This is a genomic window from Cytobacillus sp. FSL K6-0265 (assembly GCF_038003465.1).
In the GTDB taxonomy this organism is placed as follows: Bacteria; Bacillota; Bacilli; order Bacillales; family Cytobacillaceae; genus Cytobacillus; species Cytobacillus stercorigallinarum.
Window position 1 is genome coordinate 1005613 of sequence record NZ_JBBOPE010000001.1, and the last position, 20303, is coordinate 1025915.

Sequence of the window (20303 nt, forward strand, 5' to 3'; positions counted from 1 at the left end):
GTTATGGACATATTTCCCGTTTTATTTCAAAATGTAGCATGAATTTGAAATAAAAATACTATAAATTCGAGATATTTTACTTGAAGATAAATCACTTGAGTGGTAAAGTGATAAATATAACGAGGTGACTTTAAAATGAAAAAGCATACTTTAGGGTCTTTATTATGGATGAGGATAGCTCGATTTACCCATCAAAGTAACTTATTATCTAATGAGTTTTTAAAAAAATATCAATTAACTGCTTCCCAATTTGATGTTCTTACACAGATAGCAGCGTACGAACCTATTACGCAACAAGAGCTAGCTGATAAATTAACTGTGAGCCAAGGTGGGGTATCTAGAATGCTTTCAAAACTAGAAAAAGAGGGATTGATTATAAAAGCAGTAAAATGGAAAACAAAAAAAATTTCTCTCACAGAAAAAGGGAAGACTAAATTAGCTGCTGCATATGAGGGTCAACTACATTTTCAAACTTCTTTTTTTGATGAATCGCTATCACATGATGAGCAGAAGATTCTTTATCAGTTATTATCAAAATTACAAAAAAATAGTGATCAGAAGAAAAAATCCATTATGTAGGAGAGGGTTTAAATGACGTACATTGCAGGTCATCATCATACATCGATGATTACAAAGGATGCGAATAAAAATAATCACTTTTATAAAAATATACTAGGTTTAAGACGGGTTAAGATGACTGTAAATCAGGATGATCCCTCTATGTATCATCTGTTTTTCGGAGATGAAATCGGAAGTCCTGGTACAGAATTAACATTTTTTGAAATACCGATGGCAGGTAGAACACATAAAGGAACAAATAGTATTACCCGTATTGGATTACTTGTCCCATCCTATGAAAGTTTATTGTTTTGGTCCGAACGTTTTAAGCAATTAAAAGTAAAACATGGAGAAATTTCTGAATATACGAAACGCCCCAGCCTATCATTTGAAGATCCCGATGGCTTGCAATTAGTTCTTATAGTCTCTGAACAAAGCCTGTCATTTTGGAGAGGTTGGTCTCAATCACATATCCCTAAGGAACATCAAATTATGGGCATGGGCCCAGTTGAAATGACAGTGAGGAGACCTGAGAAGTTGCAGGATACGCTGGTGAATCTGTTTGGCTACTCTATTTCTTATCGAGAAGAAAAATTAACGGTTTATCAATCAGTAGCAGGCGAACCGTTCGGTGAAATTGTAGTGATTAAAAAAGATGGACCAGATGAAAGACCGGGACGAGGCAGTGTTCATCATTTAGCAATCCGTGTAAAAGATGAAGAGGAACTGAAATATTGGGAAAGTAGAGTAAGAGAAAAAGGGTATTTAACAAATGGTATAATCGATCGCTATTATTTTAAAAGCCTATACTTTAGAGAATCTAATGGTATCCTTTTTGAAATGGCGACAGATGGTCCAGGATTCACAATTGATACCGACCTCGTGCATTTAGGAGAAACTTTAGATCTTCCGCCATTCCTCGAAGAACGCCGAGAAGAAATAGAAAAAATGCTTAAGTCTATAGAGGAGAATGAATAATGGAAAAATACCGGATAAATAAAGAAAATGGTTTGGAATTCGGCTTGTACTCATTGGGTGATCACATTCCAGATGCTAAAACAGGCAATCGAATATCCGCGCAAAAGAGGCTAAATGAAATCATCGAGGCTAGTCAATTAGCTGAAGAAGCAGGTATTGATGTGTTTGGCCTAGGTGAGAGCCATCAAACTTATTTTACAACTCAAGCACATACCGTTGTACTTGGTGCGATTGCCCAGGCAACGAAGAAAATAAAATTAGCCAGTTCAGCAACAGTATTAAGTGTATCTGATCCTGTTAGGGTATATGAGGATTTTGCTACAATCGACTTGCTTTCAGGTGGCCGTGCTGAAATTGTCGCTGGTCGTGGTTCTAGAGTAGGAGCTTATCAATTATTGGGTATAGACTTAGCTCATTATGAAGAGATCTTTGAGGAAAAGTTGGCTTTATTAAAGCAACTGAACGAGGAAGAAAGGGTGACATGGTCGGGAAGATTCCGTGCGTCATTAGATAATGCTGAAGTGCTTCCACGGTCTCTGAATGGTTCACTTCCTATTTGGAGAGGTGTTGGCGGTCCACCAGCTAGCGCCATTAAAGCAGGGAAAATGGGCATTCCAATGGTATTAACAACATTAGGTGGTCCAGCAGATCATTTCAAAATATCAGTAGATGCTTATCGCCAGACGTTAGAGGAGAATGGATTCCAAGCCAATCAATATCCAATTGCAACTACGAGTTTGTTTTATGTTGCAGATACAACTAGAGAAGCGCTTGAAGGAATGTATCCATATCTAAATGGTGGTTTTCAAGCGATAAGAGGTGGAGGGGGTTACCCTATTCAGCAATTTACACAAGCCCCAGATGTAAGGGATGCTTTAATGGTTGGGAGTAAGCAGCAAATTATTGAGAAAATCCTCTATCAATATGAATTATTTGGGATGCAAAGGTTTTTAGCACAAATCGATTTTGGTGGTGTACCTTTCGCCGATGTAATGAAAAATATAGAGATCATTGGGAATGACATAATTCCAGCAGTTAAGAAGTATACAAGAGTAGAAAAATCGTCTGAAAATTAATAGAAGCAAAGAAGCCACCTTATTGAAAGTGGCTTCTCTTTATATCTTATCAGTATCTATTATATTCATTTCTTCTATATGATTTTTCGCCTCTTGATCACCTAATTGATAGATCATCTCATAAAGACGCATCAAAATTTGATCATATTCGGGGTTAGGCGATTTTTTATGATACTCAAGAAAAGGAACTTGAGCTCTAGCAAAGGTTTTTAACTCAGCATGATAGTTCTCATCTAAAAAGCGGTTGAGCTCAGCAATTTCAGCACCTGTTGCATATACTCTAAACTGCCAATCATGACCATCCATTGTGTCAAGTATTGTACCGTTTTCAAGGTTGATAAAGTAAGCTTCTCTATTACCATCCATATAAACCTCTCCTTATCCTTGGATAGTCATGTTATTCCCTGTTGGATAGGTAGGTAAACAAGAGATTCAACTGACTTTCGAGAAACAAACGATGAAATGCTCATTTCACTTGCCTTAATTCAAGCTAGTATGAGATTGAATCATTTGTTTTTAACTTAATTGTTCTAAGTATCGGTATAATGTCGATTTACTGATCCCTGTCTGTTCTTTGATTTCTAATAAAGTGAAATTATTTGTTTGATACATCTCAATCGCTTTTTTAACATTTTCATCAGGCTTTTTGGGTCTTCCACTCGATTTTCCTTGTTCTTTTGCTTTTATTAATCCCCTTCTCGTATTTTCACTGATTACGTCACTTTGAAAGGAAATAAGCTTATTTAACATAGGTAAGAAATGCTTACCCGATTCATTACTTGTATCGATTTCTTCATGTATGGCTTGGAAATAGATCTCTCGCTCATCTAACTCATTTAATAATTCTGCGAGATGATTAGTAGAATCAGCCAATACGTTCAGTCTTGCGACAATCACTTTATCTCCTTCTTGCAAATGGTTTAATAAATCCTTTAATTTCACTCTTCTTTTTGGTGAGGTATGTGCTTCTTGAAAGTATATATCGCAATCTTTTAAGTGGGTGTATTGCTCATCTATATCTAAATTATGTAAAGGTCGTAAATATCCCGCGAACATAATCATTGCTCCTTTTCTGCTTGAGATGAATTAAGACTAATGGTTGCAAACGTAATTAAAGATATCATATCACAACACCTGAAAATTTCTTTCTTTGACATAATCAATCCCAAAAACGTTCCTTTATGAAACCATCTGTGTTAAAATCTTTTCATTGTCTAAAAAAAGAGTTGAATGAGGTGTTTGAGATTGATCACATTGAAAGAACAATGGTTTTCAAATATTAGAGGAGATATTTTATCAGGCATTGTCGTTGCACTTGCACTTATCCCAGAGGCGATCGCCTTTTCTATTATTGCTGGTGTAGATCCAATGGTAGGGTTATATGCATCTGTTTGTATTGCTATTATCATCTCTTTTACAGGTGGAAGGCCCGGAATGATATCTGCAGCTACTGGAGCAATGGCACTCTTAATGGTTCCTTTGGTAAAAGAATATGGTTTGAATTATTTATTAGCTGCAACTATTTTAACTGGAGTGATTCAGTTTTTATTCGGTGTATTTAAAATAGCTAAAGTAATGAAATTTATCCCGCGAGCTGTCATGATGGGATTTGTTAATGCACTTGCTATTCTCATCTTTATGGCGCAGGTGCCTCATATTTTAGGAGAGTCATATATGACTTTCATCTTTTTAGCTATTACTCTTTTAATCATTTATATTGTACCAAGATATATCAAGATTATACCCGCTCCACTCATTGCGATTGTTTCCCTTTCAGCAGCCTCGATCTTTTTTCAAGTCGAAATGAAAACAGTCGGGGATTTAGGGGCGATTTCACAATCATTACCAAGCTTCCTTATACCCAATGTACCATTTAATCTAGAAACGTTGATGATTATACTTCCCTTTTCTGTTGCTTTGGCAATTGTTGGGTTGCTTGAGTCGTTATTAACGACTCAAATTGTAGACGATATGACTGATACTGTAGGAGATAAGAATAAAGAAGCAAGAGGGCAAGGAATTGCTAACTTTATCACGGGTTTCTTTGGGGGAATGGCAGGTTGTGCAATGATTGGTCAATCGGTTATCAATGTGAAGTCGGGTGGCCGAGGACGTCTATCAACACTTGTAGCTGGTCTTGTATTAATGTTTTTGATCCTTGTGTTAGGAGGAATAGTTGTCCAGATTCCAATGCCTGTGTTAGTAGGTATTATGGTTATGGTCTCTATTGGTACCTTTGATTGGTCTTCTTTTACTTATTTGAAAAAGGCACCATTATCTGATTCGTTAGTGATGTTAGTTACAGTTGGCATCGTTGTATATACACATGACTTATCTAAAGGTGTTATTGCTGGTGTCATATTAAGTGCAGTCTGCTTCGCGGCGAAAATATCAAAGGTGAAACTAACGAAGTCCATCGACCACTCAAAGTGTGTAACCAATTATCAGGTTCAAGGTCAAATATTCTTTGTCTCTGTTGATGCTTTTTTAGAGAAAATAGATTTTGACGTAAAAGAAGAGACGATTGTATTTGATTTCACTCAAGCTCATATTTGGGATGATTCAGGTGTTGGTGCGTTAGATAAAGCTATAATGAAGCTCAAAGAAAACGGAAATTCCGTTAAAGTTCAGGGTTTAAACGATGAAAGTGAACAAATAGTGAAGCGATTAGCTGTCTTTCAACATGAGATACAAAAGAGTTAGGTAAACGCTATCTTCCTATCATTTATATAAAAAAGTTGCGAGATGCCGGCCATCTCGCAACTTTTTAATTATAGAAGGTAATGAGGTTGAAGAAGGACCTGTTATCTATATTTTATAGTTTTTTTATTGTTGGTAATTTTGGCTAATATTTGGTAAAGTCCGATTGAGGTGCTCTATACAACTAGTATAATGACGAATGTAAGGGAGGAGCTACGAGGAAGAGTTGTTGCTTCAGTTATATCTTTGTTAAGAATTGCTTATATAATGGAGATTATACTTGTTGGTATATAGGAGATATGCTCGCTGTTTCAACAATCGCAGTGGGTGTTGGAATATTTATAATTTTTTAGCAGGGATTTTGAATAGGATATTATTTTTGAGACCAAAGGAAAAAGTTGTAGAAACAGTATCAATAGATTCATAAGTAAAACAAATAAGGGGGAAGAATTATAGTGAAGCTCCAAAACTTAAAATCAGATGAGATTTTAATCTTATTAAAAAGAAATTTTTCTAAGATAGAAGAGTTTGTAACACAATTTGATGACTCAATATTGTCTAGAACAAGGCAAAACGGAAAATGGACTGTAAAACAAATAATAGGTCATTTATTTGATACACAAGAGGTGTGGGGCGAAAGAATTAAACAATGTTGTCAATCTTCATTAATCATTTTTGAATCGTATGATCCAGAAAAGCTTGTAGAAGAAAGAGAGTATAATAAAGCAAATTTAAAAAGGATGTTAGAACAGTATAGAAAAAGCAGAATAGAGATGTATGAGTTATTAACAAAGGAAAATTTTAAAAAAGAAGGTATACATATAGAAGATGGAACAATGACCGTTAAAGATTTAGCCGAGACCATTATGGCTCATGAACTGCATCATATTGCACAAATTGAGGATATCAAAAAGAATATAGGGGTGTGAAAATATGAAGCACGTTGAGTATATGCTCGGTAATTTAGTGTCTGTAGATTACGAAAAATACATCAGAGAATTAAAACATAGGAAAAAAATCTCAAAGTAATACAAACCGGCACCCCAGTGTTAATATTTCACCCTCAATATTTATATCAAAAGCAGTCCTAGTAGAAAAAGTCCCTTTTGAATTTTAAATTTTTAAGGGTCTTTTTCTTTTACCTATAAATTAAAAGATAATTCATAATTATGTTTTAATGAATGATTTTCATTCATTATTTCTAAAACCTATTGTCGTCACTATTCATCGCATGATAAAATGCAGTGGTGCCTCGAATGGCGAGCGAATTTAATGATGGAGGATAGAAGCCATGAAAAAATATATTTGGGATAGTATTGTCATTGTCTTTGGTGCATTTCTTTTTGCATTAGCTATTAATCTGTTTGTCATCCCGAGTGAACTAAGTGAAGGCGGAGTTACTGGATTGACAATTATATTCTATTATCTTTTTGAATGGTCTCCAGGATTAGTGAGTTTCATATTAAATACCATTTTATTGATTGCAGGATATAAATTTTTAACGAAACAAACCGTTATATATACGATTATTGCTGTCGTTTCGCTTTCTCTTTCCTTACATTTAACTGAAGGATGGAGAATTGATTCGAATGAGATATTAGTTAATGCGATCTTTGGAGGAATATTTTCTGGTGTAGGTATTGGCTTAATTATTCGTGTTGGTGGTACTACAGCAGGAACAACGATTCTTGCGAAGATGACAAATAAGTTCTTAGGATGGAGTATTAGTTATAGCTTATTATTTTTTGATATTCTTGTTGTTTTAAGTTCTTATTTTATTATTGGCGCAGAGAAAGTAATGATTACACTCATTATGTTATATGTTGGTACAAAAGTGATGGAGCTCATTATTGAAGGGTTAAATCCTAAAAAGGCTGTCACAATTATATCAAAAGAGTCAGACACGATTGCCCAACTAATTAATCAAAAACTCGACCGTGGAGTGACAGTAATGAACGGAAGAGGATATTATACGAAGCAAGCAAAGGAAGTACTATATATTGTTATTAGTAAACAAGAAATTATGAAATTGAAAAAAATAGTCTTAGCAACAGATCACACAGCCTTCGTTGCCATACATGATGTACGCGATGTGTTTGGTGAGGGATTTGGAGATATGTCAAAAGGATGAGAAGCCAGCGATGAGCTGGTTTTTTTGTTCCTTATCATTTAAACATTCGCAAAAAAGAATGCACTTTTGTAAGATTCACTATATCTGAAAGCAATGTGATAAGAAAAAATCACCAGATTCTAAAAGGAGAAATCCATCTTTTTACAAGTGTAAGTATTAAAAAATGATCCTATTAATTAATGAGTACAATTTAGATATTTTTTTGATATCCTTGAATCGATAATATCCTACATATCTTTTCATGGTCATAAATAAAAAATACATAGGCAATTTCACCCGAGTTATTGTAGAATGAAAGGTATGGCGTTTAGCCTAGAGCATGAATAGAAGGAGAAAGAAAATGACAGAGAAGATAAATGATTTACAACAAGTCGAGATCAAGCCTTTGCCGATTACCATTGTGTTAATGATTGCTGCTTTTATTGGCTTGTTTAGTGAAACGGCACTTAATATGGCTTTTACGGATATTATGGTTGATTTTCAGATTGAACCACATGCGGTTCAGTGGCTGACAACAGGGTTTTTATTAGTGCTTGGTGTGTTAGTACCAGTTTCAGGTTTACTTATTCAATGGTTTAGTACAAGGCAATTATTCGCTGCTTCCCTTATATTCTCAATTGTTGGGACATTGATTGGAGCGTTATCAATTAGTTTTCCTATGTTATTAATATGTCGTGTGATACAAGCGATAGGGACAGCATTGTTATTACCATTAATGACGAACGTCATCTTGCTTATTTTCCCTGCGAATAAGCGTGGAAGTGTGATGGGACTTATGGGCTTAGTTATTATGTGCGCCCCTGCTATTGGTCCGACGATTTCAGGATTATTGATTGATCAATGGGGATGGCATTCTATATTTTGGTTATCACTACCTATTTTAATCCTTACTTTAGTCATTGGAATGGCGTTTATGCAAAATGTTTCTACCATTACAAAGCCTCGAATTGATTTTGTCTCATTGTTATTATCGACTATTGGTTTTGGTGGTGTTGTATATGGATTTAGTAGTGCAGGAGAAGGAAATGGCTCGTGGGTTAGTCCAATGGTACTTTTACCAATTGTGATTGGTTTAATTAGTTTATTACTATTCTCTATTCGCCAGTTACGTAGTTCAGAGCCAATGCTTGATTTACGTGTTTTCGCACATCCAATGTTTTCTTTAGGAACGATTATGGTTTTTGTATGTATGATGATTATTTTATCATCTGCTATTTTACTGCCACTGTATTTAAAAGGTGGACTATTACTAACTGCACTAGCAGCTGGTCTTGTTTTACTTCCAGGTGGATTAATCAACGGTTTGATGTCTCCAATTACAGGGCGACTATTTGATCGGTTTGGTCCAAGATATTTAATTATACCTGGTTTTGTTTTAACAACGATTATGTCATTTTTATTTACTAGAATAACGACGGAAACAAGTTCAGTTTTCATCATTTTCATTCATTCTGTGATGTTAATCGGTGTAGCGATGATTATGATGCCGGCTCAAACGAATGGATTAAATCAGCTGTCAAAAAGGCATTATCCAGATGGCTCAGCTATTATGAATACACTATCGCAAATTGCTGGGGCCATTGGTACGGCAGTTGCTATTAGCCTAATGGCAGCAGGTCAATCCAGCTATATACCAAAAGAGGGTATGGAAAATACAGCGATCGCAGCTGAAGCCTTAACAAACGGAGTCCAGACAGCGTTTTATCTTGGGTTAATTGCTTCTATCATCGGACTGATTTTATCTTTCTTTGTAAAAAGGGTCTATGTTGAGAATGAAACAAAATAACGCTTGCCATTAAGTGAGCCCAAAAGTTAGATAATTTATCTTAAGCAGCTTAGAGGACTTGAGTCCTGTCATTATACAGTACTCAGGTCCTTTAATTTTGCTTTCAATCATAGTATATATAATCTTTATTGTCTTGTAATACAAAACTCTGTATAAAGAGGAGTTCTGTTTTAAGGCTGCCTAAGAAGTTTTTAATAACAGCCCGCCCATAATTTATCCTCATTTAGACATATAAAAATACTGCACCGCCATTGTTCGTTTTGTGTCTAACAATGGCGGTGCAGTTCATTTACATGTATTATTAACTTTGATTTACTACAATTGTTCTACTACCTGTGGCTCTAAGGTCACTTCGATGTTATTGCGTACAGCTTTAGAATAAGGACAAGTTTCATGCGCTTGATGAACGAGTTTTTCTAATGTCTCCTGATCGGTTCCTTTTGCTTTAATAATTAAATTCACTTGTAAACGATATCCTTCTTCTTCATCTTTATAGAGACTGACATTGCCAATTACTTCAGTATCTATCGGTGTCCGTTCCATTTTAGATACACCTTGTAGGGCACTTTCAAAACAAGCCGCATATCCGGCTGCGAATAATTGTTCTGGATTCGTCGCTTCGGGCATTTCTTTTGCTCTAGGGGTTCCTGGCATTGCTATTGCGACATTAAAGTTACCATCCTCTGATACTGCTGTACCTTCTCGACCACCACTTACTGTAACAGTAGCTGTTAATAATTTCTTAGCCATTTGGATCGTCTCCTTTTTAGAAATAGATTGTACTATATATATAACCTTTTTTTGACGAGTTACACATTATTTTAAAATCTATTCAAAAAAACGAGGCTTTACGTTTGGCTCCTTTTAAGAAATGTTTTGACCTCAGGAGGTGTATAAGTATAAAATTGCTGAATTAATTCAGCCGGGCTCTCACTAACTAGTGCCATTTTTAGAAATTTGTCCTGTAAAAATTGTTGTTCATTCATATGTGTAATTAAAGAAATTAAGAGGTCAAAGTAGTGATCAATATTGAGGATACCAATAGGCTTCTGATGTAAACCTAACTGCCCCCAAGTAAACACTTCAAAGAATTCTTCTAATGTTCCGCAACCACCTGGAAGCATAATAAATCCATCGGCAAGTTCTTCCATTTTATGTTTTCTCTCATGCATAGAATCTACGATGACAAGGTCACTTAAGTTTGGATGGGCAATTTCTTTATCTTGAAGAAATTTAGGAATGACACCAATTACTTTCCCTCCATTGGCTAATGTACTATCTGCTACTGCGCCCATTAAACCAATGCTTGAACCACCATATATGAGTGTAATGTTTCTTTTGGCTAATTGCTCTCCTAAAACTTGTGCCCCTTTCATATAGGAGGGATGTGCCCCTTGGCTTGAACCACAAAAGACTGCGAGTGCTTGCAAATTTTTTTACCCCCTTTTTATTTAAATGAAGTATACTTATCTAAGTATAGCAAATATTCTTATAAAATTTGAAGCGGCAGGTGGACCTATGAATGGTGTCGACATCATTACAGATTGTATGGCGACAAATTTCGAAATACAAAAGATACAAACAATACATCGGTTGAAATTGGCAGAATTTTGGGGCATTAAAGAAGGGGATCGTGTCTTAGAAATAGGTAGTGGACAAGGTGACACCACAGCAGTATTAGCTTATTTAGTCGGGGAGGAAGGGTTCGTTCACGGTATTGATATTGCGTCTCCTACTTATGGAACACCTATTACACTCGGTGAATCCATCTCCTATTTGTTAAATTCTAAAATAGGCAAACAAATTCATATTGATTTCCATATGGATTTATTAGCTGACCAAATTGAGTTTTTAGAAAAATCTTTTGATCACATCGTTTTTTCGCATTGTGCATGGTATATGAAATCAATTGAGGAGTTTGCCGCATTAATGAAAAAAGTGAAAAAATGGGGAAAAAACTTATGCTTCGCCGAGTGGGATACGAGAATAAGTGTAGTGGAACAGTATCCACATTTATTATCCGTTCTTATTCAGGCCCAATATGAGTCTTTCAAAAAAGAGAGTGACGCTAATATTCGTACATTGTTTACCCCATTTGATATACAAAAAGTGGTGAGGGAGGCAGGCTGGGATATAGAGAAAGAACATATTATTTTCTCTCCAGAGTTGCAAGATGCAAAATGGGAAGTGACTAAATTAGTAAAGGACTTACATAATGAGTTAGAACAGTTAGAAGAAATACCTGAGAAGCTGAAGTCGCTTATCTTTTCACAAATGTCCATGTTAGAAGATTTCCGTGTGACGAATGAAATCACGCCATTATCTGTTTATGCGTTTACAGCTAAATAGAAATTGGACCGAATGAAATTTCTGTACTTAATATAGGTGTTTGTATTAGACAACTTATCACATTCCAACATACCTTATTAAGGAATAAAACAGAATGGAGGTCTTAGCGTGAGCTATAAACAATGGAATAACCCAAATCAGGTGGCAGGTGCGCAATCGGGTGCACAATTGCCCCACCAAGTAGCAGGTGCACAATTGCCTCACCAAGTAGCGGGTGCTCAAACTGGTCCATGGGGTGGCCAACCGCAATTCTTATCCCCATCTTATTCACCAGCACAACAAGGTCCGACTCAAGTTTCTCCGACTCAGCAATATGTTAAGCCGAATTTTTCAAATACGAATATCAATCATGTACACCCTAGTCACACTACAAATGTTAATAAACATTGTATTACACACAAACATTATTTTCCACACACTGAATCCGTTGTAAATGAGTGTAAAGAACAACATATCATGTGTGGTCAGCCTTACAACCCTTGTCAAACAGGTGGTTGGGGTCCTAAAAGACCTTGGTAATTATTTAAGAACTGTCATTAATGGCAGTTCTTTTTTTGTTTTCTTATATTTTTTGATTGATCTCAAAAGGTTTCTACAAAAAGTGTTCACATCGACTTTACAAGATACATAATATGATGTATAGTTGGTTACATGAGTAATCAACCTATCAACTAGGTAGGAAGGAGTCAAAAGTGAAATCAGTTTTTGATGATTCTAAGCCAATATTTCAACAATTGGCAGAAACGATAGCAGATGATATTGTTGATGGTCACTTAAAAGAGGGAGATCAAGTACCTTCGACGACAGAACTTTCTCAGTTTTATCAAATCAATCGAGCGACAGCACAAAAAGGGTTAGGTCTTCTTGTAGATAAAGAGCTGGTTTATAAACAGCGAGGTGTTGGCATGTTTGTAGCGAAAGGAGCGAAGGCACTGTTATTAAAAGAAAGGCAAGCAGATTTCTATAAACAATATGTGCTACCTATGTTAGATGAAGCGAGACGCATCCATTTAAATGAAGAAGATATTCTTCGACTTATAAGGGGGGAAAATCATGATTAAGATTCAAGGACTAGATTTTAAGTACGGATCCACTCTTGCATTGAAAAATGTAAACTTAGTGGAAGAAGAGCCGATTATTATGGGACTTTGGGGTAGAAATGGCGCAGGTAAAACGACGTTAATGAAGCTGTTAGCAGGGTTGGAAAAACCAAATAATGGCCTAATTGATATTCACGGAATCTCGCCATACAATCAATCAGAAGGGATGAAGTATATTGCCTACATGCAAGAAAATCATCCGTTTTCTGAGTTTTGGAATGTGAAAGATGCACTAAGGTTTGGGGCGTATTTCAACCCAAATTGGGATCAGCAATATGCTGAAGAGCTGGTCGAATTATTTGAACTGCCAAAGAAGAAACTGATAAAGAAGTTTTCTAAAGGGATGCAAACGATGATAAAAATCGTCATTGGTTTAGCAAGTAAAGCGCCAGTAACGATTATGGATGAACCGACAAATGGGTTAGATGCATTTAGAAGAAAGCAATTCTATGATGTATTGTTAGAGACATATGAAGACCACCCACGTTTGTTTATACTATCTTCTCATCATATAGAAGAAATTGAACCACTTTGTGAGAAAATAGCTGTAATTCATAACAAAACATTAGCGAGTTATACCGATACCGAAGAATTAAAGCAAAGAGGTCTTATGTTAACGGGGCCTATAGAAGAAGTGCAAAAACTAGTGCAAGGTCATCACCAAATATTACAACAGAAGAAGTTACGTAACCAAATGCAAGTAATGATTGATGATGCAATAACTGATGAATGGCAGACAATCGCGAATGAATATAAGGTTCATCTAGAAAATGTCTCACTGCAAGACTATCTGGTGCAAAAAACAATGACGCAGGAAAGGAGAGATTAACAATGTTTTCTACATTTAATGGGCCGTTTAAATTAATGTTCGAGGATTTGAAGAAACAGACAATTGTTATTCTCTCTATTACTCTGGGCGTGGTCATTCTATTTTCTATTAGTGGACATTTATTTGGTGATTTCACTGGATCGATTTTTGGTCCTATATATGGATTTTTCTTAATTTATCCGTTTTTACTCTATAATAAAACATATAAGTGTGTTCTTTCTCTAGGAGGAACGAGACGGCAGTATCTTTTAAGTACAATTATTAATACCGTTTTATTTATCTGTATCAATACAGCTTTTCTTAATGTGATTTATCAGTTAAATTTATATTTTTCAGAGAATAATCTGAATCCAGTTCATCTGCAACATGTTGGATTATTATTTCAAAGTGATAATCCAGTTCTTTATTGGTGGGTTGATGTTGTACTGTGTGTGTTTTTGTTTGGTGTCTTTTTATTAGTCAATAGCTTATGGTTTTATTTAGGTACAATTAGAATATTAATTGGTTTAACGATGATTGGTGGCTTATTTGTTGTTTGGTTTACAAATGAAGGAATGGGTAAAATAATTGATTTATTTGTTAATCATTTATTATCATTCATTAATATATTAGGGTTCATTGGTTTATGCGGCATGGCTTTATCTTACTTGATTATGCGAAACGGTCCATTGGAAAGAGGGGGCCATTTAGTAGGGATTAGGTCTAAAGAATAAATTAACTAAAAAGGTACTGCATTGTTGCAGTGCTTTTTTGTTCTAGGCGATACAGTGAACACCGAACAACAATGAGGAAGCAGGGCTAGATAAGAAAGGGGAGAGGAGACAAATCAGACAAGAAGAAGATCAAGAATAGTTATGGTAATTGGGATGCGCAGTGAAAGAATGGGGAAAGTAATAACAATGTAATATGTTCCATGCGGGCATTGTGGTACGGAAAAAAGCTAATCACCTGAAAAAATCGATTTTTGCCATTTGGAAAAATAAAAAAGCTGAAAAAACTGTATGATATGTTAAAATAAACTCAAGAATTGAAAATGTTAAGGTAAGTGAGGACAAAAAGTTGAATAAACAATTAACAAAGGATTACTCACCCTATTTAACTTTTAATCGAAGTGAATGGTCAGCATTGAGTAGGAGATCGACCATTCCTTTAGAGGATTTGGATTTGCAGTCATTACAAGGGGTAAATGACCGATTATCATTGTCAGAAGTAACAGAAGTATATCAGCCTATATCGCAGCTTTTGAATTTGTATTATTTAAATGCAAAAAACATGCATAAAGATAGCAATCATTTTTTACAGATGGAAACGAAGAAGGTTCCTTATATTATTGGTATTGCAGGAAGTGTAGCAGTAGGTAAAAGTACAACGGCTAGAATGATTCAATATTTGATTTCGGAGTGGCCTGAACGGCCTAAGGTAGATCTAGTAACGACGGACGGATTTCTCTACCCAAATGAAATATTAGAATCAAAGGGGCTTATGAAGAAAAAAGGCTTCCCAGAAAGTTATAATATTAGCAAGCTCTTCAAATTTCTTTCTGAATTAAAATCGGGTCAATCCGTTGTGCAGGCACCTGTCTATTCACATTTAACGTATAATATTGTTCGTGATCAGATGCAAACGCTTACGGAGCCTGATATTGTCATTGTAGAAGGGATCAATGTCTTACAACCACCTAAAAATGTGAGGGGTAAAGATAAGCCCTTTGTCTCAGACTTCTTTGACTTCTCTATTTATATCGACGCCGAAGAAGCGAATGTAGAGAAATGGTACAAAGAAAGATTCCAACTACTTAGGAGCACCGCTTTTAAAAATCCGAAATCTTATTTTAATAAGTTTGCCAAAATGAGTGAAGGGGAAGCTTTAGCAATTGCTGACCGTATTTGGAAGGAAACGAATCATACAAATTTAAAGAAGAATATATTACCTACGAAGAACCGCGCTGATTTAATTATCGAAAAAGGCGAAGGTCATCGTGTGACAGAAGTAAAGGTTAGAAAGCTATAAAGGAATCGCGACCAAGAGTTGTACTATTAAAAAAAACTGAGTGATCATCACTCAGTTTTTTTCTCTATTTAACAATAGCTAATACAAATCCGTCGTAACCTTTTTGACCAACTGTTTGTATAGCTGTAGATTCTATTCGGGGATGATTCTCAAGCATGTCGAAGAAGGAGCGTACACCTTGAATGCGGGTATCCGTACTATGTTCTTCAATGATTTCCCCATTTCTAACGATATTGTCAGCAATAATGACTGCTCCCTTATTGGCTAATTTCAAAGCCCAATTTAAGTATGCAGGATTATTCTCTTTATCAGCATCAATAAATATTAAATCAAATTGTACATCTCTTTTCGCAAGGATAGGTAATGTTTCTAACGCTTTGCCTTCAATGATCTCAATTTGATCTGTAAATGGCGTTTGTTCAATGTTTTTACGAGCAACATTGGCATACTCTGAATTAGCTTCTAATGTATAAATTTTAGCCCCTTTATGAAGTGCTTTTGCAAACCAAAGACTACTATAGCCTCCAAGTGTGCCAATTTCTAAAATATTTTTAGGAGAACGTAACTTTGTAATTAAGTAAAGAAGCTTTCCTTGAGTCGGTGATACATCAATGGCAGGTAAGTCTGCCTCCTCATTTGTCCGTAGTATATCTTCGAGCTCATTATCAATTGTAATCAATTTGTCGATTAAGTAATCATCCACATCAGACCATACCATTTTATCCTCCACTACTATCTCCCCTTCTAAAAAATGTATGTTTCTTTATTTTAAGTATATGTTATGATTTATAATAAAAAAAATATATTATTTTTATAGATTTATAAATAATAATTATAATTAGGGTGATTGAATGAATACACATGGGTTAAGACTATTTTATCAAGTTGCCAAAATTGGCAGTTTCACTAAAGCGGCTGAGCAATTAAATATTAGCCAACCTGCTGTTTCTAGCCAAATTAAAAAATTCGAACATGAAATTGGTGTGCCATTATTTCAACAAAATGGAAGGAAAGCCGTTCTAACTGAATTTGGTACAGCTTTAGCTGGTAAAGCAGAGCACTTGTTTTCATTGGAAAAGCAAATTGAAGCATTTATAGATGATTATCGAAATGGTGAGGAAGGCACGATAAGGATTGCTACGACCTACTTACCTGCAAATTTATTATTACCTAAATTAACAGCCAGTTTTAAGCGTGAACATGAAAAGGTCAATTTGGTTATTTCTACAAGTAATACGAAAGATGCTTTTGATCAACTTCAACATTATAAAGCTGATATTGCTATATATGGTGGAATTGGTGAGCGGCCGGATAATGTTGATTGGTACGAATTATTAGAAGATGAGCTATGGTTTGTTGTAGGAGCAAATCATCGCTTAGCCAATCAAACGATTAAACTTGAAGAAATGGTCAAAGAGCCATTCATTATGCGAGAAGAAGGGAGTTCCATGCGTGAGCATTTGTTCTCGCTTTGTTATGCTAATCAACTAAATCCGCCGAAGGTTGCTCTTCAATTCGATGGACTAAGTGAAACAATCTCTACGGTCATTTCTGGATATGGGGCAAATTTTATTTCCTCACTCGTTGTCAAAGACCATATTAAGAATGGGCAACTAGCAAGAGTTAACGTAGAAGGCGTTTCTGTAAAGCATAGAATTGCCATTTGTACACGTAAAAACGAAGAACAATCCATCCTTGTGAAACAATTTATTGAGAAGTGTAAACAAAACATTAGAAAAAATTATTGAAAAACATAATAAATATTGAATTTACTTATGGCTTGTTGTTGCTTAAGCTAAGAAAAGAAGGTTTATATATGGAAAGGTGTTTTTCTATATGACATTTTTTATTGAGATATTCATGCAAATTATTTTTCCTATTCTTCTTTTATTGGCATTAGGTGCTTTTTTACAAAGGAAGTTTTCTTTCCAATTGAAGCAACTATCTACTTTAGTAACCAATTGTTTTATGCCAGCAGCTATCTTTTTGCATATTTACCACTCATCTTTTGATGTGAGTTTATTAGGCCAACTGCTGAGCTATTTGTTAATTTTTACGGTGGCCTTAATGATTATCGGGCAAGTAATGGCGAAGTGTTTATCTTTAAATAAGGGAGAGGCAGCTACTTTAAAAAATAGTATTTCCTTAATGAATTCGAATAATTATGGATTGCCTGTGAGTCAACTTGTCTTTACTGTTAATCCATTAGGTGTATCCGTACAAATTATTATCATTGTTGTGCAAAATATTTTAACCTTTACATACGGTATGTATAACCTTCTTTCAACTAGTCGATCGATAGGTTCTCTCATATTGTCGCTCGTAAAACTGCCTGTAATCCATGCCCTTTTATTAGGATATCTCTTCTTATTATTCAACATTCCTCTTCCCACTTTTATAGAGATTCCTTTAGAACAATTGGCAGCTGGTTTTATTGGCTTAGCTTTATTATTGTTAGGTGCGCAATTATCACAAATACAATTAAAAATGTTTCATCGCGTGATTACATGGAGCTTAATTGGACGTTTATTATTAGGGCCAGCTCTTTCATTCCTTATAATTACGCTTCTTGGAATTGAAGGGGTTTTAGCACAATCTTTATTTATTGCCAGTGCTTTTCCTACTTCAAGAAATACCGCTACAATTGCTCTTGAATATAACGTGGAACCACAGTTGACTGCTCAAATTGTACTGTATTCTACATTATTAAGCAGCCTAACTGTATCTTTAGTCATTTATTTGTCATTTGTTATTTATACATAGTTCGAATTTAAAATCAGGTTACTTGTTTTAAAAACCTTCCAACAATGTTTAATTTTATCACTGTGGGTTTTTTATACAAACCTGCCTCTACTAAACACCGTAACTATAATTGTGGACTAATCGGTTCACAATCGATATACTACAAATGAAGGAGGGAGAACATTTGGCTCGTCCATTAAATTTTAATCCGCAATTAAAATTAAAAGATGTCATGATCTTATTTTGGAAAAAGGGATATCATGCAACTTCTCTCTCGGATTTACAAGAAGTCACCGGTTTAAGTAAAAGTAGTATTTATCAAGTATACGGCAATAAATATGATCTATTTATAGCCGCTTTCCGTATGTATCATGAAAATCAGCTCAAACTACTTCAAGACATATTACAAAGCGGACATAACGGTTATGAGGCGATTGAATCTTTCTTATTAAAAATAGTGGATGCTGAGGACGGTTTACCATGTGGATGCATGACAAGTAATGAAGCAATTGAAATGGGGCCGCATGATCAAGCGTTTTGTCAGCTTATTAATGAGCAATTTCAAGAGATAGAAGAAGTATTTATTCGTGCTATTGAAAGAGGAAAGGCAGATCAATCCATTACTTCGCAAACAGACAGCTTGTTGTTGGCACGTTTTTTTATGGTGATGATTCAAGGCATAAATGTAATGAGCAGTGCGAAAACAAATAGTGATCGTGTTATGGATGCATTAACAGTAACAAAACAAATCTTAAAAAGTTAATAGAAAGTAGGGAATAGAATGAAAGTAGAAATTTGGTCAGACATTGCTTGCCCTTTTTGTTATATTGGCAAAAGAAAGTTTGAACATGCACTTGTTGGCTTCGAACAAAAAGATGAGGTAGAAGTGGTATATAAAAGCTTTCAATTGGATCCAAATGCTCCACAAAATACAACAGAAACGATGAATCAAATGCTGGCAAAGAAATACGGCCAGTCTATTGAGCAAGTTGAACAAATGCAAAAACAAGTTACGGCTCAAGCAAATGAAGTAGGCTTAGATTATCATTTAAACGATGCTAAAATGACAAATACTTTAGATGCTCATCGCTTAATCCACCTAGCAAAAGAAAAAGGTAAAATGAGCGAAATGAAAGAACAATTACTTAAAAGTTATTTTGTCGAAGGAAAACATGTAGGGGAAATAGAATCATTAATTGATATTGCAGCAACTGTAGGATTAGATAAAGAAGAGGTTACATCTGTTCTAGCTTCTAATCAATATAAAAAAGAAGTAGAGCAAGATATGCAAGAGGGCGTGCATTTAGGTGTACAAGGTGTTCCATTCTTTGTTTTTAATCGTAAATATGCCGTTTCTGGTGCGCAATCTTCAAATGTTTTTTCTGAAGTATTAACAAAAGTAATCGAAGAGGAAAAGCAAAGCCAACCATTGAATGTAGTGAAACAAGGCGATGCTTGCACAGATGGCAGCTGTTAAAAATTTTAATTTAAGGAGTGTTTTACAAATGAGTGAAGCAATCAAGTATCAACTAGAATTAACAAGAAACAATCTATTAAGAGAAGTAAAAAACATCCCGCAAGATTTATTAGATGTTCAACCTGTAGGCTTCAATAATACGATCCATTGGCATATTGGACATGTCCTAACAGTGACTGAGCAATTCATATTGAATTATCCAAATAACACAGACCATCTTTCTGATAAATATATGAAGTTATTTGGTTACGGCTCAAAGCCAAGTGATTGGACAGGGGAAGTTCCGGCTGCAGATTTGTTAATTGATCAACTTCAAGATCAAATCGTTCGAATAAATAAGATTCCCAATGATGTGTTTGCGCAAGAATTACCTGAAGCAATATTAGGGCAAAAGACAGTAGGCCAACTAGCAATGTTGTCTGCTTATCATGAAGCAAATCATCTAGGACAAATTCATGCAATGAAGCGCATGGTTGAAAAATAATATACGAGTTGCAGATAGCTTTATTCGCTATCTGTACTTTTAATTTGAATTTTCCCTTTTTTCTCATAATAATATTGAATAAA

The 20303-nt window shown here is 35.2% G+C and carries 23 protein-coding genes; 18 read left to right on the forward strand and 5 right to left on the reverse strand.

Annotated elements, in window-relative coordinates; genetic code table 11:
• The first annotated feature begins 135 nt into the window (after positions 1 to 135).
• Genes MHH73_RS05190 through MHH73_RS05200 form a run of 3 tightly spaced genes read left to right on the forward strand, consistent with a single transcriptional unit; the run spans position 136 to position 2612 of the window.
• On the forward strand, positions 136 to 579 hold the full coding sequence (locus tag MHH73_RS05190; RefSeq protein WP_341065260.1) for a MarR family winged helix-turn-helix transcriptional regulator: 444 nt from the start codon (positions 136 to 138) through the stop codon (positions 577 to 579).
• A gap of 12 nt (positions 580 to 591) precedes the next feature.
• Positions 592 to 1536 (forward strand): ring-cleaving dioxygenase, encoded by a 945-nt coding sequence (locus MHH73_RS05195; protein WP_341065264.1) that lies wholly within the window; start codon positions 592 to 594, stop codon positions 1534 to 1536.
• Entirely contained in the window at positions 1536 to 2612 is a 1077-nt protein-coding gene (locus MHH73_RS05200; RefSeq protein ID WP_341065265.1) for an LLM class flavin-dependent oxidoreductase, read from the forward strand. Before MHH73_RS05195 ends, MHH73_RS05200 begins: the two co-directional genes overlap by 1 nt.
• Positions 2613 to 2651: 39 nt before the next feature.
• Here MHH73_RS05200 and MHH73_RS05205 read toward each other — a convergent pair whose 3' ends face one another.
• Both MHH73_RS05205 and MHH73_RS05210 read right to left on the reverse strand, forming a co-directional pair.
• Positions 2652 to 2978 carry a hydrolase gene (locus MHH73_RS05205; protein ID WP_191815159.1) on the reverse strand — a complete coding sequence of 109 codons (327 nt, stop codon included), beginning with the start codon at positions 2976 to 2978 and terminating at the stop codon, positions 2652 to 2654.
• A 150-nt stretch (positions 2979 to 3128) separates the two neighbouring features.
• Complete coding sequence (locus MHH73_RS05210) at positions 3129 to 3668, reverse strand: recombinase family protein (RefSeq protein WP_191815157.1); 540 nt, start codon at positions 3666 to 3668, stop codon at positions 3129 to 3131.
• Between the two features lie 189 nt (positions 3669 to 3857).
• Here MHH73_RS05210 and MHH73_RS05215 point away from each other — a divergent pair, with 189 nt between their 5' ends.
• From MHH73_RS05215 to MHH73_RS05230, 4 genes are all read left to right on the forward strand, one after another.
• Positions 3858 to 5315 carry a SulP family inorganic anion transporter gene (locus tag MHH73_RS05215; protein ID WP_341065269.1) on the forward strand — a complete coding sequence of 486 codons (1458 nt, stop codon included), beginning with the start codon at positions 3858 to 3860 and terminating at the stop codon, positions 5313 to 5315.
• A gap of 452 nt (positions 5316 to 5767) precedes the next feature.
• On the forward strand, positions 5768 to 6241 hold the full coding sequence (locus MHH73_RS05220; RefSeq protein ID WP_341065270.1) for a DinB family protein: 474 nt from the start codon (positions 5768 to 5770) through the stop codon (positions 6239 to 6241).
• A 362-nt stretch (positions 6242 to 6603) separates the two neighbouring features.
• Positions 6604 to 7443, forward strand: coding sequence for a YitT family protein (locus MHH73_RS05225; protein ID WP_191815151.1), 840 nt, complete (start codon positions 6604 to 6606; stop codon positions 7441 to 7443).
• A 340-nt stretch (positions 7444 to 7783) separates the two neighbouring features.
• A complete protein-coding gene (locus MHH73_RS05230; RefSeq protein WP_191815149.1) occupies positions 7784 to 9229 on the forward strand; it encodes an MDR family MFS transporter in 1446 nt (481 codons plus the stop codon).
• Positions 9230 to 9544: 315 nt separating this feature from the next.
• Here the strand turns inward: MHH73_RS05230 and MHH73_RS05235 are convergent, their stop codons facing one another.
• Complete coding sequence (locus MHH73_RS05235) at positions 9545 to 9979, reverse strand: organic hydroperoxide resistance protein (protein ID WP_341065273.1); 435 nt, start codon at positions 9977 to 9979, stop codon at positions 9545 to 9547.
• 98 nt (positions 9980 to 10077) lie between these two features.
• Positions 10078 to 10659, reverse strand: coding sequence for an LOG family protein (locus tag MHH73_RS05240; RefSeq protein ID WP_191815144.1), 582 nt, complete (start codon positions 10657 to 10659; stop codon positions 10078 to 10080).
• A gap of 88 nt (positions 10660 to 10747) precedes the next feature.
• Here MHH73_RS05240 and MHH73_RS05245 point away from each other — a divergent pair, with 88 nt between their 5' ends.
• The 6 genes from MHH73_RS05245 (at position 10748) to coaA (ending at position 15517) form a co-directional block, all read left to right on the forward strand.
• Entirely contained in the window at positions 10748 to 11578 is an 831-nt protein-coding gene (locus MHH73_RS05245) for a class I SAM-dependent methyltransferase (protein ID WP_341065276.1), read from the forward strand.
• A gap of 108 nt (positions 11579 to 11686) precedes the next feature.
• Positions 11687 to 12097, forward strand: coding sequence for a CotD family spore coat protein (locus MHH73_RS22455; protein ID WP_445662512.1), 411 nt, complete (start codon positions 11687 to 11689; stop codon positions 12095 to 12097).
• 173 nt (positions 12098 to 12270) lie between these two features.
• A complete protein-coding gene (locus MHH73_RS05255; RefSeq protein WP_191815139.1) occupies positions 12271 to 12639 on the forward strand; it encodes a GntR family transcriptional regulator in 369 nt (122 codons plus the stop codon).
• Positions 12632 to 13507, forward strand: a complete 876-nt coding sequence (locus MHH73_RS05260) for an ABC transporter ATP-binding protein (protein ID WP_341065277.1) — start codon at positions 12632 to 12634, stop codon at positions 13505 to 13507. The genes MHH73_RS05255 and MHH73_RS05260 overlap by 8 nt, the downstream gene beginning before the upstream one ends.
• A 2-nt stretch (positions 13508 to 13509) precedes the next feature.
• Entirely contained in the window at positions 13510 to 14220 is a 711-nt protein-coding gene (locus tag MHH73_RS05265; RefSeq protein ID WP_341065280.1) for a hypothetical protein, read from the forward strand.
• Between the two features lie 346 nt (positions 14221 to 14566).
• Entirely contained in the window at positions 14567 to 15517 is a 951-nt protein-coding gene (gene coaA / locus MHH73_RS05270) for a type I pantothenate kinase (protein ID WP_191815132.1), read from the forward strand.
• 64 nt (positions 15518 to 15581) lie between these two features.
• Here the strand turns inward: coaA and MHH73_RS05275 are convergent, their stop codons facing one another.
• On the reverse strand, positions 15582 to 16235 hold the full coding sequence (locus tag MHH73_RS05275) for an O-methyltransferase (protein WP_191815539.1): 654 nt from the start codon (positions 16233 to 16235) through the stop codon (positions 15582 to 15584).
• 133 nt (positions 16236 to 16368) lie between these two features.
• On the opposite strand from MHH73_RS05275, the gene MHH73_RS05280 reads away from it, so the two are divergent.
• The 5 genes from MHH73_RS05280 to MHH73_RS05300 all read left to right on the forward strand — a co-directional run bounded on the left by MHH73_RS05280 (position 16369) and on the right by MHH73_RS05300 (position 20220).
• Positions 16369 to 17265, forward strand: a complete 897-nt coding sequence (locus tag MHH73_RS05280) for a LysR family transcriptional regulator (protein WP_341065282.1) — start codon at positions 16369 to 16371, stop codon at positions 17263 to 17265.
• An 88-nt stretch (positions 17266 to 17353) separates the two neighbouring features.
• Positions 17354 to 18280 (forward strand): AEC family transporter, encoded by a 927-nt coding sequence (locus MHH73_RS05285; protein ID WP_191815128.1) that lies wholly within the window; start codon positions 17354 to 17356, stop codon positions 18278 to 18280.
• A gap of 163 nt (positions 18281 to 18443) precedes the next feature.
• Complete coding sequence (locus MHH73_RS05290; RefSeq protein WP_341065283.1) at positions 18444 to 19022, forward strand: TetR/AcrR family transcriptional regulator; 579 nt, start codon at positions 18444 to 18446, stop codon at positions 19020 to 19022.
• 18 nt (positions 19023 to 19040) lie between these two features.
• The gene (locus MHH73_RS05295; protein WP_341065285.1) at positions 19041 to 19736 is read left to right on the forward strand and encodes a DsbA family oxidoreductase; all 696 of its coding nucleotides are present in this window, start codon (positions 19041 to 19043) and stop codon (positions 19734 to 19736) included.
• A 28-nt stretch (positions 19737 to 19764) separates the two neighbouring features.
• A complete protein-coding gene (locus MHH73_RS05300; protein WP_341065292.1) occupies positions 19765 to 20220 on the forward strand; it encodes a DinB family protein in 456 nt (151 codons plus the stop codon).
• Positions 20221 to 20303 lie beyond the last annotated feature (83 nt).

What these genes read in the sequence shown, in the direction of transcription:
- MHH73_RS05285 (WP_191815128.1), top strand. Translation starts at nt 17,354, where the DNA reads ATGACATTTTTTATTGAGATATTCATGCAAATTATTTTTCCTATTCTT.
- MHH73_RS05280 (WP_341065282.1), top strand. Translation starts at nt 16,369, where the DNA reads ATGAATACACATGGGTTAAGACTATTTTATCAAGTTGCCAAAATTGGC.
- MHH73_RS05225 (WP_191815151.1), top strand. Translation starts at nt 6,604, where the DNA reads ATGAAAAAATATATTTGGGATAGTATTGTCATTGTCTTTGGTGCATTT.
- MHH73_RS05195 (WP_341065264.1), top strand. Translation starts at nt 592, where the DNA reads ATGACGTACATTGCAGGTCATCATCATACATCGATGATTACAAAGGAT.
- MHH73_RS05245 (WP_341065276.1), top strand. Translation starts at nt 10,748, where the DNA reads ATGAATGGTGTCGACATCATTACAGATTGTATGGCGACAAATTTCGAA.
- MHH73_RS05300 (WP_341065292.1), top strand. Translation starts at nt 19,765, where the DNA reads ATGAGTGAAGCAATCAAGTATCAACTAGAATTAACAAGAAACAATCTA.
- MHH73_RS05295 (WP_341065285.1), top strand. Translation starts at nt 19,041, where the DNA reads ATGAAAGTAGAAATTTGGTCAGACATTGCTTGCCCTTTTTGTTATATT.
- MHH73_RS05235 (WP_341065273.1), bottom strand. Translation starts at nt 9,979, where the DNA reads ATGGCTAAGAAATTATTAACAGCTACTGTTACAGTAAGTGGTGGTCGA.
- MHH73_RS05210 (WP_191815157.1), bottom strand. Translation starts at nt 3,668, where the DNA reads ATGTTCGCGGGATATTTACGACCTTTACATAATTTAGATATAGATGAG.
- MHH73_RS05205 (WP_191815159.1), bottom strand. Translation starts at nt 2,978, where the DNA reads ATGGATGGTAATAGAGAAGCTTACTTTATCAACCTTGAAAACGGTACA.
- MHH73_RS05275 (WP_191815539.1), bottom strand. Translation starts at nt 16,235, where the DNA reads ATGGTATGGTCTGATGTGGATGATTACTTAATCGACAAATTGATTACA.
- MHH73_RS05260 (WP_341065277.1), top strand. Translation starts at nt 12,632, where the DNA reads ATGATTAAGATTCAAGGACTAGATTTTAAGTACGGATCCACTCTTGCA.
- MHH73_RS05190 (WP_341065260.1), top strand. Translation starts at nt 136, where the DNA reads ATGAAAAAGCATACTTTAGGGTCTTTATTATGGATGAGGATAGCTCGA.
- MHH73_RS05230 (WP_191815149.1), top strand. Translation starts at nt 7,784, where the DNA reads ATGACAGAGAAGATAAATGATTTACAACAAGTCGAGATCAAGCCTTTG.
- MHH73_RS05265 (WP_341065280.1), top strand. Translation starts at nt 13,510, where the DNA reads ATGTTTTCTACATTTAATGGGCCGTTTAAATTAATGTTCGAGGATTTG.
- MHH73_RS05200 (WP_341065265.1), top strand. Translation starts at nt 1,536, where the DNA reads ATGGAAAAATACCGGATAAATAAAGAAAATGGTTTGGAATTCGGCTTG.